The sequence below is a fragment of the Sphingomonas sp. genome (assembly GCF_019746665.1).
Classification (GTDB): Bacteria; Pseudomonadota; Alphaproteobacteria; order Sphingomonadales; family Sphingomonadaceae; genus Sphingomonas.
Window position 1 is genome coordinate 146430 of sequence record NZ_JAIERS010000005.1, and the last position, 14836, is coordinate 161265.

The window sequence follows — 14836 nt, forward strand, 5'->3', positions numbered from 1 at the left end:
CTTGCGCGCCGGGCCGCCAGCGTTATGAAACACCCATGTTCGGCAAAGCCTTGCTCGCCACCGCGTTGGCGGCCCTCGCCATGGCGAGCGCGCCACCGCTCCACGCGCAGACCCTCCCGACCGGCGACCGCATTGACGGCACGCCGGTGATCGACCGGCTCGACAGCCGCGATCTCGCGGCCGGGCAGGTGCACCGCTTCTGGTTCCGCGTCACCGACAACGCGGTGGGGCAGGGCTGGTACGTCCCCGTGATCGTCGTGCGCGGCGCGCGGCCGGGGCCAAGGCTGCTGCTGACCGCCGCGATCCATGGCGACGAGCTGAACGGCGTCGCGGTGATCCACCGGCTCGTCGAGCGGATCGATCCGGCGGTGCTGAGCGGCACGATCGTCGCGGTGCCGGGGCTCAACACGCCCGGGCTGCTGCACCACAGCCGCGCCTTCACCCCCGGCGACGGGCGCGACGGCGACAATCTCAACCGGCTGATGCCGGGCAAGGCCGACGCGACCGATCGCGGCGATCGTTATGCCTATCGGCTGTGGTCGCGGCTGTTGTTCCCCAATGCCGATACCGCGATCGATCTCCACACCCAGTCGCGCGGCACCGCTTATCCGATCTATGCCTTCGCCGGCTCGCCCCGCGCCCGCGCGATCGCCGAGCTGATCGCGCCCGACATGATCAAGCTCGATCCCGGCGTGCAGGGTTCGGTCGAGACCGAGATGCTGCGCGCCGGCGTCCCCGCGATCACGCTGGAGCTCAACCGCCCCGAAATGTTCGATCCCGTCGTCATCGGCCGGGCGGTCGATGGCATTGCGCGGGTGATGGTCGATCTGAAGATGCTCGCGCCCGGCGCCGCGCCGGCGGCGAGCGTCACCCCCTTTGTCGGCGATAGTTTGGCGACGGTACGCGGCACGCGCGGCGGCTATGCGACGCTCCTGGTGGGGCTGGGGGACGCGGTGACGAAGGGGCAGTTGGTCGCGACCATCGCCGATCCCTTCGGCCGCGTGATCGAACGCCTCGAGGCCCCGGTCGACGGCCGGGTGAGCTCGATCGCGACCGATCCGCTGCGCGATCCCGGCGACACGCTGATGCGCATCCTGTTCCTGGCCCCGCGAAGCACCAAGCCCGGCGAGGCGCCGCGCCGACCGTAACTGGCCTGTTACATCTTTGCCACGCGGTGCGACAAATGTTGCAACGCAACAGTCATGCGCGGCTGTACCGGTTGCAAAACAATGATTCTTAATTCAGCCTGCCCGTTGTTGTTTTCCAATAAACGGGGGCGGAAAGATTATGCGGTTTAAGACCTTGGTGCTGGCCGGCGCGTCGGCGAGCGCGCTGATCGTCGCGGCGCCGGCGTTCGCCGAGGATACGCCGGCGGCGAAGCCCGCGACGGAGGCGGCCGAGGCGAGCGACGCCGACGTGGTGGTAACCGGCAGCCGCCTGCGGCTCGATCCCAACGCGACCGCGCCGCTGCCGATCAGCTCGGTCAGCGCCGATCAGCTCCGCGCCGCCGGCGCGATCGACGTGACCGCGACACTGCGCCAGATTCCGGCGCTGATCTCCTCGGGCACCGTCGCCGACTCGCTCGAGCGCGGCGCGGGCGGCGTCGGCCAGGCGACGCTCAACCTGCGCCAGCTCGGCGCCAACCGCACGCTGGTGCTGGTCGATGGCGTGCGCCACGTCTCGGGTGTCGCGGGCTCGCAGACGGTCGACGTGTCGACCATCCCCGCCGCGCTGATCGAGCGGGTCGATGTGCTCACCGGCGGCGCCTCGGCGATTTACGGCGCCGACGCGGTGACCGGCGTGGTCAACTATGTGCTGAAGCGCAATTACAAGGGCCTCACCCTCAACTATCAGGCGGGCGCGGCCGATCGCGGTGACGGCGCGAGCTTCCGGATCGACGGTGCCTGGGGCGTGAACTTCGCCGGCGGGCGCGGCAATTTCACCTTCGCCGCGGGCTATGCCAACGAGAATGAAGTGCTGCTCGGCGATCGTCCGTTCACCGCGAACAATGGCCGCGCGAACAACTCGACGACCTACGCCAACCCCGCGCTGCGCTTCCAGCGCGGCGACATCGACCCCGTCAACACCCCCAACTTCGCGAGCTATTTCCGCGTCGGCGGGCCGGGGCCGCGCACCACGCGCATCGGGTTCGGGCCGCCGATTCCGCGCGATCTGGCCGCTTTCCAGGCGCTGTTCCCGGGCCGCACGCCGACCGCGGCCGAGCAGGCGCTGATCACCCGCGCCGCGTCCGCCGCCCCGCTCGTGATCGGCGCCCAGCCGGTGTTCGGCATCAGCTCCAACGCCGGCCTGATCTTCCGCGCCGATTTCGCGCGCTTCACCACCGATCTCAACAACAACGGCATCGCCGACTGTAACGAAAGCTATGTCGGCTGGACCGGCTTTGGCGGCGGCGGCTGCTATGTCTCGACCCCCGGCGGTGGGGTGCGCATCTTCCAGGACGGCATCATCTCGACCAGCCAGAACCAGTTTGGCGGCGACGGCGCGGTGGAGCGCACCAACGGCACCTCGCTCACTCCGGGCAGCGAGCGCTTCTACGCCAATTTCCGTGGCCGGTTCGAGATCACCCCGGCGGCGGAGCTGTTCGTCGACGCCAAATATACCCGCAACAACACGATCTCGCGCAACAACTACAACACCTTCTACGATTCGCTGCTGATTCTGCCCGACAACCCGTTCATCCCGGCGGCGCTCCAGGGGGAGGCCAATGCGGCGGGTGGCCTGCGCGTAAGCCGCGACTTCCTCGATCTCGGGCCGGGCATCGACCGTTCGGCGCGCGACACCTACCGGGTCGTGGCCGGCGTGCGCGGCGAGGTGACGCCGCATCTGCGCTATGAAGTGCTCGGCAATTACGGCCTGACCGACAACGTCAACACCAACGGCAACTCGGTGCGCTATGATCGCCTGTTCGCCGCGATCGACGTGGTGCGCGGGCCCAACGGCCAGCCGATCTGCCGTTCGGACATCAGCAACGTGCCCTATGTCGGCTCGGAAAGCTTCCCGGTGATCCAGGGCGGGTTCTTCACCTTCCGCCCGGGTGACGGCCAGTGCCGCCCGGCGAGCCTGTTCAACGGGGTGAACTCGGTCAGCCAGGAGGCGGTGAACTTCATCACCACCTCGACCGTCGATCGCTTTCGCCTGACGCAGACCGTGGTGACGGCGACGGTGACCGGCGACACCGGCGGCTTCTTCAAGCTGCCAGGCGGCGCGCCGCAATTCTCGGCGGGCCTGGAATATCGCCGCGAGACATCGACCTCGCGCTTCAACGATCTCGAACTCGGCCTGCTGCCGGCGGGGTCGCCGGCCGGGCCGGCGGGCACTTTCATCGGCTCGATTTCGACCAACAACAAGCTCGTGTTCGATCCTACCACTCGAACGCTCAACACCGGCGGCTCGTTCGACGTAAAGGAAGTGTTCGGCGAAGTCCGGCTGCCGGTGTTGAAGGATCTCCCCTTCGCGCATGAACTGACGGTGGGCGCGGCCGGGCGCTATGCCGATTACTCGACCGTGGGCGGCGCGTTCACCTGGAACGTCAACGCCGTCTATGCGCCGGTCCGCGACATTCGCTTCCGCGGCAGCTATGCTGTCGCGATCCGCGCGCCCAACATCGCCGAGCTGTTCAGCCCGGCGCAGGGTGCGACGTTCCGTCCATCCGACCCGTGCGACCTGACGCTGCGCGGTTTCAACCCCAATCGCGCCACCAACTGTCTGGCGGCGGCGACCGCGCTGGGTATTCAGAACCCGCAGGCGTTCCTGGCGACCTATACCGATCCGCTGACCGCGCGTTTCTCCGGCACCAGCGGCGGCAACCCCAATTTGCGGCGTGAATCCGCGACGACCTGGTCGGTCGGCTCAGTGATCCAGCCGCGCTTCCTGCGCGGGCTCACGCTTTCGGCCGACTATTACTCAATCCGCATCACCGACGCGATCGCGGCGGTGACGGCGCAGGACATCGTCGACACCTGCTACGATAGCGCCACCTTCCCCAACCAGTTCTGCAATCTGTTCCGCCGCAACGGCCCCAATGCGGGGCCCGCGACCTTCGGCTTCGCGTTCCTGACGCAGACCCAGATCAATTTCGGTCGGATCGAAACCTCGGGCGTCGATTTCACGATCAACTACGATCTACGTCTTGGAGCCAAGACGCGCGTGAACCTTGGCGTGAACGGCAACTGGACCGAAAAGGTCAATCGCTTCTTCGATCCGTTGCGCCCCAATCTCGTCAACCCCGGGCTGCGCGAACAGAGCGTTCCTGAATTCTCCGGTGTCGGTACGGTCAATGTCAGCCATGGCCAGTTTGGCTTGAACTACAGCCTGCAATATATCGGCAGCACCGCCCTTGCCGGTGTGATCCAAATCGAAACGCTCCAAGCCCAATTCGGCAACGCAGCATTCGGGCCCGAATATTTCGTTCACAATCTGTCGGCGAGCTATGATTTCAACGACAAGATCAATTTCTATGCCGGCGTGAACAACCTCACCGATCTGGCGCCTTACATTGCCAACTCGGCCTATCCGGTGTCGGGCATCGGGCGCTCGCTGTTCGTCGGCATCCGCGCGCGGTATTGAGGATGAATCGGGCGCCCCATCATCCGGGGCGCCCGGTGTTCGCCCGCCTTCAATAAGGCGGATCGGGGATCGCCGCGCGCGCCTGCGCCAGGGCATCCGCCCAGCGCTGCGACAGATCGTGGAAATAGGCGTCGTCCTCGCCGATGCGCTTGGTGACCGCCTCCCCGCCGCCGCGCCGGGCGATCATCACGTCGATCGGCAGCCCGACCGCGAGGTTCGAGCGCATCGTCGAATCGAACGAGATCAGCGCGGTCTTGATCGCGTCGGTCAGCGGCGTGTCGTGGGCGAGCGCGCGATCAAGGATCGGCTTGCCATATTTGTTCTCGCCGATCTGGAGATAGGGCGTCTCGATCCCGCATTCGATCGCGTTGCCCGCCGCATAGACCAGGAACAGCCGCATCGGCTCGCCGCCGATCGCGCCGCCGATCAGGAAAGTCGCGTCGAAATTGACATCCTCGGCCTGGAGCGAGGCCATGTCGGTGCGCGCGGCGGCGAGCGCGCGGCCGGCGAGCATCGCGGCGGCATAGATGCTCGGCGCCTCGCGCAAGGTCGCCATCTCGCCGGTTTCGGGATCGGCGAGCCCCAGCCGCAACCGCTCGAGCGCGGACTGGGTGGTGGAAAGGCTCCCCGCCGAGGCGAGCACGATCAAGCGATCGGGCCGGTTCTCGATCAGCCGCAGCTTGCGGTAGGAGGAAACATTGTCGACGCCGGCATTGGTCCGCGTGTCGGCGAGCATCGCCAGGCCGTCCGCCACCAAAATGCCAATGCAATAGGTCACCGCCCGTCCCCCCTTGTCGGATCAGGCCTGTGCTTGACCCATTGCCTGCGCCGCGTCGACCCGAACCGCGAGGCTCTCCGCGCCGCCACCGCGCCTTGTGCCCCGGATCGGCGCGGCGTCGAGATAGTCCAATCCGGTCGCGACGCGCAAATAGGCATCGGTTGGCGAGATGCCATTGGCGGGATCGAACCCCACCCAGCCGAGATCGGGCACCCGCGCCTCCGCCCAGGCGTGCGCCGCCTCCTGCGCGCTGTCGCGCACCAGATGCCCGGAGACATAGCGCGCCGGCACCCCCAGCAGCCGCGCGGCGGTGATGAAGACATGCGCGAAATCCTGGCACACCCCGTGCCCGGCGGCATAGGCGGCGGCGGCGGGCGTGGTGGTGTCGGTGAGCCCCACTTCGAAGCGCAGCTCCTGGTAGAGCGCGCGGCATAAAGCGTGGAGCGCATCGAGCGGGGCAAGCCCCGCGAAGCGTTCGGCGAGCGCGTGCAGCGCCGCGTCGGGCGTGGTGAGCGGGGTGGTGCGGCGATAGACCGCATCCGGCAGGGGCTCGTCCGCGCGGATGATGCCGGCGGTATCGTTCACATCGGCGATCCCGGTGACGCTGATCGTGATCTCGGCCACCGCGCCGCTCGCATAGAACATGGTGACGCGGTTGCCGAAGGCGTCGGTGCTTTCGCGGAAGCTGCCGTCCTGGTCGGCGTCGATCCGCCATGAGAGGATGTGCTGCCCGCCATGCTCGCGCGGCGTCACCCGCAGCGCCTGGATCAGGCCGGTGGCGGGGGTCGCGTAGCGATAGGTGGTGCGGTGATCGAGGCGGATGCGCATCAGAAAAGATATTGCTCCCCGATCAGGGTTCCCAGGCGATTATTCTCGACGATGAAATCGACGATCGCGTCGTGCAAGCCGTCCGCGAACAACGTCTCGATCCGCGCCGCGTTCAGCCGCGTCGCCATCGCCACCGCCTGGCGATGCGCGGGGCCGCGCCGGCCGGTGGTGCGGGCGAGCTCATCGAGATAATGCACCGCCTCGGCCGCGCACGAGGCGAGCGAGCGCGGCATCCGGCGGTTAAGGATCAGCAGATCGGCGACCAGCCACGGCTTCACATTGTCGCGGTAGATATGGCGATAGGCGGTGAGCGCGGAGACGGTGCGCAGGATCGTCGTCCACTGGAAATAATCGAGGCTGCCGCCCACCGGCTCGTCGCGCGGTAGCAGCAGGTGATATTTCACGTCGAGCAGCCGCGCGGTGTTGTCCGCCCGCTCGACCGTTTCGCCCAGGCGGATGAACCAATAGGCATCGTCGCGCAGCATCGTGCGGTGAGTGGCGCCATCGAAGGCGAGCGCGGCCGCCTTCACCGCCTCGTTCAGCCGGATCAGCCGCTCGCGCCCGCCGCCGCGGGTGCCGAAGCGCTGGAGTTCGATCCAGGCGCCGTTGATCGCCTCCCACGCCTCGACCGTCAGCGCGGTGCGGACGGCGCGGGCGTTGGTGCGGGCGCGCTCGATACAGCCGCGCATCGCGGAAGGGTTGGCCGCGTCGAGCGCCAGGAAATCGAGCGCCGCCGCCTCGCTCACCTGCTCATGCCGCGCGGCATAGGCGTCGGACACGCCGGCGGCGGCGAGCGCGCTGCTCCACGCCGCGACATCGCCGCCATAGGAGGAAGGCAGGCTCGCCAGCCGCAATGTCGCGTCGATCAGCCGCGAGACGAAATCGGCGCGCTCGATATAGCGGCCCATCCACAGCAGCGCGCTGGCGGTGCGTGAGAGCATCAGCCGCGCTCCACGAGCGGGCTGGGGCCGCCACCACGCGCCGTCGGCGCGTTCTCAAACAGACGCTCAATCATCGAGCACCCAGGTGTCCTTGGTGCCGCCGCCCTGGCTGGAATTGACGACCAGCGACCCTTCGCTGAGCGCCACCCGCGTCAGCCCGCCGGGGACGATGCGCGTGCCGGCGGCGCCGGTCAGGACGAAGGGGCGCAAATCGACATGGCGCGGCACCACGCCCGTGTCGGAGAGCGTCGGGCAGGTCGAGAGCGCCAGCGTCGGCTGGGCGATGAACCGCGCGGGATCGGCGAGCAGGCGGGCGCGGAACGCCTCGATCTGCGCGCGGCTCGCGTGCGGGCCGACCAGCATCCCATAGCCGCCCGATCCGTCCACCTCCTTCACCACCAGCTCGTCGAGCCGATCGAGCACCTCGCGCAGCGCCTCGGGCTCGCGACAGCGCCAGGTCGGCACATTGTCGATCAGCGGATCGGCGCCCGAATAGAAACGCACGATCTCGGGCATGTAGCTGTAGATCGCCTTGTCGTCGGCGATGCCGGTGCCGACCGCGTTGGCGATCGTGAGATTGCCCGCCATCTGCGCCGCGATCAGTCCCGGCACGCCCAGCACCGAGTCCGGGCGGAAAGCGAGGGGGTCGAGATAATTGTCGTCCACCCGTCGGTAGAGCACGTCGACGCGCTGCGGCCCCTCGGTGGTGCGCATGTAGAGCACATCGTCGATCACCGCGAGGTCGCTCCCCTCGACCAGCTCGACCCCCAGCTTGTCCGCCAGGAAGCTGTGCTCGTAATAGGCCGAGTTGTGATAGCCCGGGGTGAGTACCGCGACCACCGGCGCATGGGCGCAGCGCGGCGGCGCGACCGAGCGCAGCGTCGCCAGCAGCATCTCGGGATAATCGTCGACCGGGGCGACGCGGTGGCGATCGAACAGCTCGGGCAGCAGCCGCAGCATCACCTCGCGATTTTCGAGCATGTACGAAACGCCCGAAGGCGTGCGGACATTGTCCTCCAGCACGCTGAACGCATCCGGCCCGGTGCGGACGATGTCGATGCCGGCGATGTGCGTGTAGATGCCGTGCGGCGGGTGCATGGCGGCGGCGCGCAGGCAGAATTGCGGGTTCTGCAGCACCAGATCCTCGGGCACGATCCCGGCGCGCAGGATCTCGCGCGCCCCGTAAATGTCGCGCAGGAAGGCGTTGAGCGCCTCTACCCGCTGGATCAGCCCGGCCTCCAGCCGCCGCCATTCGCCGCGCGAGATCACGCGGGGGACGATGTCGAACGGGATCAGCCGCTCGTCCGCCGCCGCGTCGCCATAGACGGCGAACGTGATGCCGATGCGGCGGAAGAACAGCTCGGCCTGGGCGCGGCGGGTGCGCAGCACGTCATCGGGGGTATCGCGCAGCCAGCGATCGATATCGGCATAGGGCGCGCGAACTTCCGCGCCCATGCCGCTCATCTCATCGAAGGCCTTCGCCAACCGCCGCCCTCCGCCCGGCCGCGTTGTGCGGCGCAGCGAGGAGTGGATGACGCACGGCGGCAATTGTCAAGGGGGCGCAACAAACGGCGCGCACGCGACGCTGGTGACCCCTACGGGACTCGAACCCGTGTTTTCGCCGTGAGAGGGCGACGTCCTAGACCGCTAGACGAAGGGGCCGCGCGGGAGGCGGGCACATAGGCCCGGCCCCCCGGTGCGTCAAGCCGCCGCGCGGCGCTCGCGCATTTCGGCGTTGAGCATCTCGGCGAGCAGGAACGCCAGTTCCAGGCTCTGCCCGGCGTTGAGGCGCGGATCGCAGTGGGTGTGGTAACGATCCGCCAGCGACTGCTCGGTCACGTCGACCGCGCCACCGGTGCACTCGGTCACATTCTGCCCGGTCATCTCGGCATGGATGCCGCCCGCGATCGACCCCTCGGCGCGGTGGACGGCGAAGAAGCCGCGCACCTCGGCGAGGATGCGGTCGAACGGCCGCGTCTTATAGCCGCTCGTCGCCTTGATCGTGTTGCCGTGCATCGGATCGCAGCTCCACACCACCGGATGCCCCTCGCGCCGCACCGCGCGGATCAGCCGGGGGAGGCCGGCCTCGATCTTGTCATGCCCGAAGCGCGTGATGAGCGTCATCCGCCCGGGGACGCGCCCGGGGTTGAGCGTGTCGAGCAGGCGCAGCAGCGCGTCGGGCTCGAGGCTCGGCCCGCACTTCATGCCGACCGGATTGCCGATACCGCGCAGGAACTCGATATGCGCGGAGCCCGCGAAGCGCGTGCGATCGCCCACCCACAGGAAGTGCGCGCTGGTGTCGTACCAGTCGCCCGTCAGCGAATCGCGGCGGGTGAGCGCCTGCTCATAACGCAGCAGCAGCGCCTCGTGGCTGGTGTAGAAGCTGGTCGCGGCGAGCTGCGGCACGGTTTGCGGGTTGAGCCCGCACGCTGCCATGAAGGCGAGCGTCTCGCCGATGCGATCGGCCATTTCCTGGTACTTCACCGCCCAGGGGCTGCGGCCGACGAAATCGTGCATCCAGCCATGCACCCGGTCGAGGCTGGCATAGCCGCCGCTGGCGAAGGCGCGCAGCAAATTGAGCGTCGCGGTCGACTGGTGATAGGCCGCCAGCATCCGCTGCGGATCGGGCACGCGGCCGTCGGGGGTGAACGCGGAATCGTTGACGATGTCGCCGCGATAGGCGGGCAGCTCGATCCCGTCCTGCACCTCGCCCGGCGCCGAGCGCGGCTTGGCGAACTGGCCCGCCATCCGCCCGACCTTCACCGTCGGCAGCTTCGACGCGAAGGTGAGCACCACCGCCATCTGCAGGATGACGCGGAAGGTATCGCGGATGTTATTGGGGTGGAATTCGGCGAAGCTCTCCGCGCAATCGCCGCCCTGCAGCAGGAAGGCACGCCCCTCCGCCACCTCGGCCAGCTCGGCCATCAGGTTGCGCGCCTCGCCCGCGAAGACGAGCGGCGGATAGTTGGCGAGCGTGTCGCACACCTGGGTGAGCGTGCGCGCATCGGGATAATCGGGCAGCTGGCGCGCTTCGTGCTGCTGCCAGCTATCGGGGGCCCAGTTGGCGGCCATGGATACTCTCTTCGCGTGAAAAATCGTCGCGTACCATGGGCGAGAAGCGGGTGGGATGCAATTGGCGGGCGCGGTTAGAGGGCGCGCGCCATCACGATCATCTCGCGCAGGTCGCCACGCAGCGCGTTGTGGAACTGCTGGCGGCCGATCTCGGCGAAGCCCCAGGCGCGATAGGCGTTCACCGCCCAAGGCGCCTCGGCCATCACGTCGAGCCAGAGATGATCGAGGCCCGCGCGCGTGGCCTCCATGGCGGCGGCGTCGCACAAGGCGCGCCCCAGGCCCCGCCCGGACGCCGCGCGCAGCAGATAGATGCGCCTGCACTCGCCGCCTTTGGGGCGCCGGGTGATCGGATCGGGGCTGTGCAGGTGCAGCGTCAGGAAACCGACGACCGCGCCCGCTTCCTCGGCCACCCATAGCCGCACGCCGGGATCAGCGAGCAGCGCCGCGAAGGCGTCGGCGCCGAAGCTTTCGAGATGGCGGGCGAGCCCGGCGGCGGTCGTCCACCAGTCACCATAGGCCTCGGCATAAGCGGCGGGGCCGATCGCGCCGAGCGCCGCCGCGTCGGCCGCCGTCGCCGGGCGGACGCTCAATAGCCCGCGTCCAGATCGACGACGTTCGTCATCGGTCGCCCCGCCAGGAACGCGGCGAGGTTTTCGAGGAACAGGGTGGTCGCGCGCTGGAACATCTTGGTCTGGCTGCGGCCGGAAAGGTGCATCGAATGGATCGCGTTGGGGGCGCGCCACAGCGGGTGATCGGCGGGCAGCGGCTCGGGCGTCACCACGTCGAGAAAGGCGCCGGCGATGCGGCGCGCGTTCAGCGCCTCGATGAGCGTTTCCTGATCGACCATGTCGCCGCGGGCGATATTGACCAGCCAGGCGCCGCGCTTCATCGCCGAGAGCTCGGCCGCGCCGATCATCGCCTTGGTCTCGCCGGTGGAGGGCGCGGCGAGGATCACCCAATCGAACTCGGCGAGCCGGGGGCGCCACGCATCGGGCGTCAGCGTGCCGTCGCGCCCGGAGCGCGTGACGCCCACCACCTCGACCCCGAAGGCGCGCAGCCGCTCGGCGATCAGCGTGCCGATCGCGCCCATGCCGATCACCAGCGCGCGGGTTTCATAGAGCTCGGTCTGGCCCGGCGCGGCGATGGTCCATTCGTGCTTGTCGGCGAGCCGAACCACCTCGTCGAAGCGCTTGGCGGCGACCAGCACCCCCATCACCGCATATTCGGCGACCGCGAGCGCGTTGATCCCCACGCCATTGGTGAGCACGGTTCCGCGCGCCTTCAGCAGCGGCAGCGGGAAGGCATCGAGCCCGGCATAGATGGTCGACACCCATTTGAGCTTTTCGCCCGCCGCCACCACCTCGCCGGTCCAGCCCGGGCGCTGCATATCGACCCAGGCGATATCGGCATCGGCGACCGCCGCGAGCGCGCTTTCGCGATCGGTGAACCAGGCGACATCGAGCCCCGCCGGCAGCCGCGGCTCGATCAACGGGCGGGCGAGCGCGGGAAGGACAGCCTTCACGCGGCGGCGGCCTCGCGCCAGGGCGCCATGTTCCAACCCGGCCAGCGCAGTTGCGCGCGCGCGAGCGTCGTCTCGGTCCAGAACGGATCGCCGGGGCGGGGGATGCCGAGGCAGGCGAGTTGCTCCGGGCTGGCATGGTGGATCACGTTCGCCCAGGGCTTCAGGAAGTGGAACGGCCAGGCGCTCCAGCCGATCTGGTCGTTGCCCGCCGCCTTGTAGCTCGCGGTGATGGTGTAGCGATGCCCGCCGGGGCGGGTGAGGTTGGTGCCGCGGTGATAAACGTCGATCCCGTAAGCGAAGATCGATCCCGCCGGCGCCGCGCCCGAACGTTCGATCGCCTTGAGCGCCTGCTGCATCGGGTGCGCGAACGGGGTGGCATGGTCCTGCGCGAGCGAGAGGGTGTCGCGCGACAGGGTGGCGCCGCCCGCCGCTTCCTCGGGCAGCACCGGATGCAGCGGGCCGACGATCGGTGTCGCCTCGGGGTTGGGCACATAATGGATCGCGCCCAGATCGTCGCTCACGTCAGTCACATAGATCATGAAGTTGATCGTGCGCTCGGCGGGATCGTCGCCGGGGACCGTGAGGGTGTGGTTCTTGAAATCGCAGTGGAAGGGCTGATCGTAATCGGCGTCGCCGGTGAACTTCGCCCAGGCGTCGCATTGATAGAGCCGCACATCCTCCACCCCGAGCGCGGCCTTGGCGAAGGCGATCAGCCGCGCGTCGAGCCCGAGCAGGTTGATCGCGGGCGAGGCGGCGAAGGGCAGGTGATCCTGGTTGCGGAACTGCGCCGGATCGAACACCCCGACCGCGCCGGCGGGCGTCTTGGTGACCGCCTCGTGCGACCTTCGCCGCGCGGCGAACAAGGCGTCGCAATCGGCCTCGACCGCCTTGATCTGATCCGACGGGAAGAAACGATCGAGGATCACCGCGCCGTCACGACGCCAGGTGGCGACCTGCGCGTCGAGCGGCGGGCGGGTGGTGATGGCGTCCATGGGCGGCCTCTCCTTATTTTGGAGGGCAGGATGGCCTAGCCGCGCGCGCGGATCAATCGTGCCGCGCGGCGAGCTGTCATTTCAGGCCGCCCGTTCCGCGGGCAGGCCCTCCGCCGCGCCCTCGTCGATGGGCCGCGCTCGCGCCACCCAGTCGACCAGTTCACTGGACGGCGCGAATTCGGGCACGACGCTGCGCAGCAGCGCGCGGGCGCGCGCGGCATCGCCTTGATCGACTGCCGCCTCCAGCTGCGCCAGATAGGTCTTCAACTCGGTCCAGGGCAGGAAACCCTCGCGCGCGCGCAGGATGCGGGGGTGCGCGGTGGCGGCCGGATTGTCGCCGATCAGCAGTTCCTCGTACAGCTTTTCGCCAGGGCGCAGCCCCACGACCTTGATCTCGATTTCGCCATCGGGATTGTCGGCGTCACGCACTGAAAGGCCCGAAAGCTCGATCATGTTGCGCGCCAGATCCTGGATTCGCACCGGCTCGCCCATGTCGAGCACGAATACGTCGCCGCCATCGCCCATCGCGCCCGCCTGCAGCACCAGTTGCGCGGCCTCTGGGATCGTCATGAAATAGCGGGTGATATCGGCATGGGTGATCGTCACCGGGCCGCCCTCGGCGATCTGCTTGCGGAACAGTGGTACCACCGATCCGCTCGAGCCGAGCACGTTGCCAAAGCGCACCATCGAGAAACGAGTCTCGCCGCCGCTGGCATGGAGCGCCTGCAGGATCATCTCGCCCAGCCGCTTGGTCGTGCCCATCGCGTTGGTCGGGCGCACCGCCTTGTCGGTGCTGACGAAGACGAAGTCGGGCACGCCGAGTTCGACCGCGAGCAGCGCGAGCGTCAGCGTGCCGAACACATTGTTGCGCACGCCTTCGACCAGATTATGCTCGACCAGCGGCACATGCTTGTAGGCCGCGGCATGGTAGATGGTGTTGGGCCGCCACGTCGCGATGATCTCGCGCATCCGGCGCTTGTCTTGCACAGAGGCAAGCAGCGGCATGACGATCGGTGCCGCGCCGCCGATCGCCACCCGGCGCAGCAGTTCCTGGTGGATCGCGTAGAGATTGAACTCGCTCATCTCGACGAGCAGCAGCAGCGCGGGGCGCGCGTCGAAAATCTGGCGGCACAATTCGCTGCCGATCGAGCCGCCCGCGCCCGATACGAGCACGACCTTGCCGGTGATGTTCTTGTGCAGCAGTTCGACGTCGGGCGCGACAGGCTCGCGCCCCAGCAGATCCTCGATTTCGAGATCCTTGAGATCCTGCACCGAAACTTCGCCGCGCGCGATCTCGACCACGCTGGGCAGGGTACGGACATGCAAGTTCAAGTCGCGGAGCTGTCGGACGATCTCGCTGCGCCGCGCGCGTGTCGCGGAAGGCACCGCGAGCAAGATATCGGTGATCCGATCCTTGACGACATGATGCGCCAGGCTGCGCGGGCCGATAATACGCATGCCGTTGATCATCGAGCCCCACAAGGCGGGGTCATCGTCGACAAAGCCGAGCAGCCGCATCTCGTCGCTGGCCTTGATCGCGCCGGCCAATTGGCGTCCGACCGCGCCCGCGCCATAAATCAGAACGCGGTGAACCCCGTCCCGATGCAGGCGCAGGCTAGGTTCGGCGAGAATCATCCGGGCAACCGCGCGTGACGCGCCGAGCATCACCAGAACCAAAAGCGGCTGGATCAGCCCCACGGTGCGCGGCACGCCGCCAAAGCCCATCACGGTGAAGGTGCCGGCGAAGATCAGGCCGTAAAGCGCGACGATACGGACCATCGAGACCGCGGTCGCTAGCCCGGCGTAACGGAAGATCGAGCGATAAAAGCCGGCGGTGACGAACATCGGCATCGCCACCGCGATCGCCGCGATCATCGGCCTGGCGAGCGATTCGACCGGCCACCACCAATCGCCGGTGCGAAGATAGAAAGCGAACCAAACGCTGAGCGCCAGGATCAGGACGTCGGTCGTGATCACGATCGCGCGTTTCGTTCCGCGCGGCAGCGCGACTAACCGATTGATAAAGTCTCTTGCCGCCATCTGCGCCCCCTTGACCGTACCGCTTGCCGCTCTGTTCGTTCGGCCGGGGAGCACCTAAATCCTGGGTTCTTCCAGG

General features: G+C 68.1%; 11 protein-coding genes and 1 tRNA gene. 2 read left to right on the forward strand and 10 right to left on the reverse strand.

Annotated elements, in window-relative coordinates; genetic code table 11:
• The first annotated feature begins 35 nt into the window (after positions 1 to 35).
• Both K2X73_RS03615 and K2X73_RS03620 read left to right on the forward strand, forming a co-directional pair.
• Positions 36 to 1148, forward strand: a complete 1113-nt coding sequence (locus K2X73_RS03615) for a succinylglutamate desuccinylase/aspartoacylase family protein (RefSeq protein WP_294108639.1) — start codon at positions 36 to 38, stop codon at positions 1146 to 1148.
• 139 nt (positions 1149 to 1287) lie between these two features.
• The gene (locus K2X73_RS03620) at positions 1288 to 4587 is read left to right on the forward strand and encodes a TonB-dependent receptor (protein WP_294108641.1); all 3300 of its coding nucleotides are present in this window, start codon (positions 1288 to 1290) and stop codon (positions 4585 to 4587) included.
• A 49-nt stretch (positions 4588 to 4636) separates the two neighbouring features.
• Here K2X73_RS03620 and K2X73_RS03625 read toward each other — a convergent pair whose 3' ends face one another.
• The 10 genes from K2X73_RS03625 to K2X73_RS03670 all read right to left on the reverse strand — a co-directional run bounded on the left by K2X73_RS03625 (position 4637) and on the right by K2X73_RS03670 (position 14697).
• Entirely contained in the window at positions 4637 to 5365 is a 729-nt protein-coding gene (locus tag K2X73_RS03625; RefSeq protein ID WP_294108642.1) for a peptidase, read from the reverse strand.
• A gap of 21 nt (positions 5366 to 5386) precedes the next feature.
• A complete protein-coding gene (locus tag K2X73_RS03630; RefSeq protein ID WP_294108644.1) occupies positions 5387 to 6193 on the reverse strand; it encodes a transglutaminase family protein in 807 nt (268 codons plus the stop codon).
• Positions 6193 to 7134, reverse strand: a complete 942-nt coding sequence (locus K2X73_RS03635) for an alpha-E domain-containing protein (protein ID WP_294108646.1) — start codon at positions 7132 to 7134, stop codon at positions 6193 to 6195. The genes K2X73_RS03630 and K2X73_RS03635 overlap by 1 nt, the downstream gene beginning before the upstream one ends.
• A gap of 66 nt (positions 7135 to 7200) precedes the next feature.
• Positions 7201 to 8598: a circularly permuted type 2 ATP-grasp protein gene (locus tag K2X73_RS03640; RefSeq protein WP_294108990.1), complete on the reverse strand. Its 1398-nt coding sequence runs from the start codon at positions 8596 to 8598 to the stop codon at positions 7201 to 7203.
• A 122-nt stretch (positions 8599 to 8720) separates the two neighbouring features.
• Positions 8721 to 8796 (reverse strand) — tRNA-Glu (locus K2X73_RS03645).
• Between the two features lie 39 nt (positions 8797 to 8835).
• The gene (locus K2X73_RS03650) at positions 8836 to 10206 is read right to left on the reverse strand and encodes a class II 3-deoxy-7-phosphoheptulonate synthase (RefSeq protein ID WP_294108649.1); all 1371 of its coding nucleotides are present in this window, start codon (positions 10204 to 10206) and stop codon (positions 8836 to 8838) included.
• Positions 10207 to 10280: 74 nt separating this feature from the next.
• Complete coding sequence (locus K2X73_RS03655; RefSeq protein ID WP_294108650.1) at positions 10281 to 10796, reverse strand: GNAT family N-acetyltransferase; 516 nt, start codon at positions 10794 to 10796, stop codon at positions 10281 to 10283.
• Positions 10793 to 11728, reverse strand: coding sequence for a D-2-hydroxyacid dehydrogenase (locus tag K2X73_RS03660; protein WP_294108652.1), 936 nt, complete (start codon positions 11726 to 11728; stop codon positions 10793 to 10795). Before K2X73_RS03660 ends, K2X73_RS03655 begins: the two co-directional genes overlap by 4 nt.
• Entirely contained in the window at positions 11725 to 12720 is a 996-nt protein-coding gene (locus K2X73_RS03665; protein WP_294108654.1) for a phytanoyl-CoA dioxygenase family protein, read from the reverse strand. The genes K2X73_RS03660 and K2X73_RS03665 overlap by 4 nt, the downstream gene beginning before the upstream one ends.
• An 81-nt stretch (positions 12721 to 12801) precedes the next feature.
• Positions 12802 to 14697 (reverse strand): nucleoside-diphosphate sugar epimerase/dehydratase, encoded by a 1896-nt coding sequence (locus K2X73_RS03670; protein ID WP_294108656.1) that lies wholly within the window; start codon positions 14695 to 14697, stop codon positions 12802 to 12804.
• Positions 14698 to 14836: the final 139 nt, after the last annotated feature.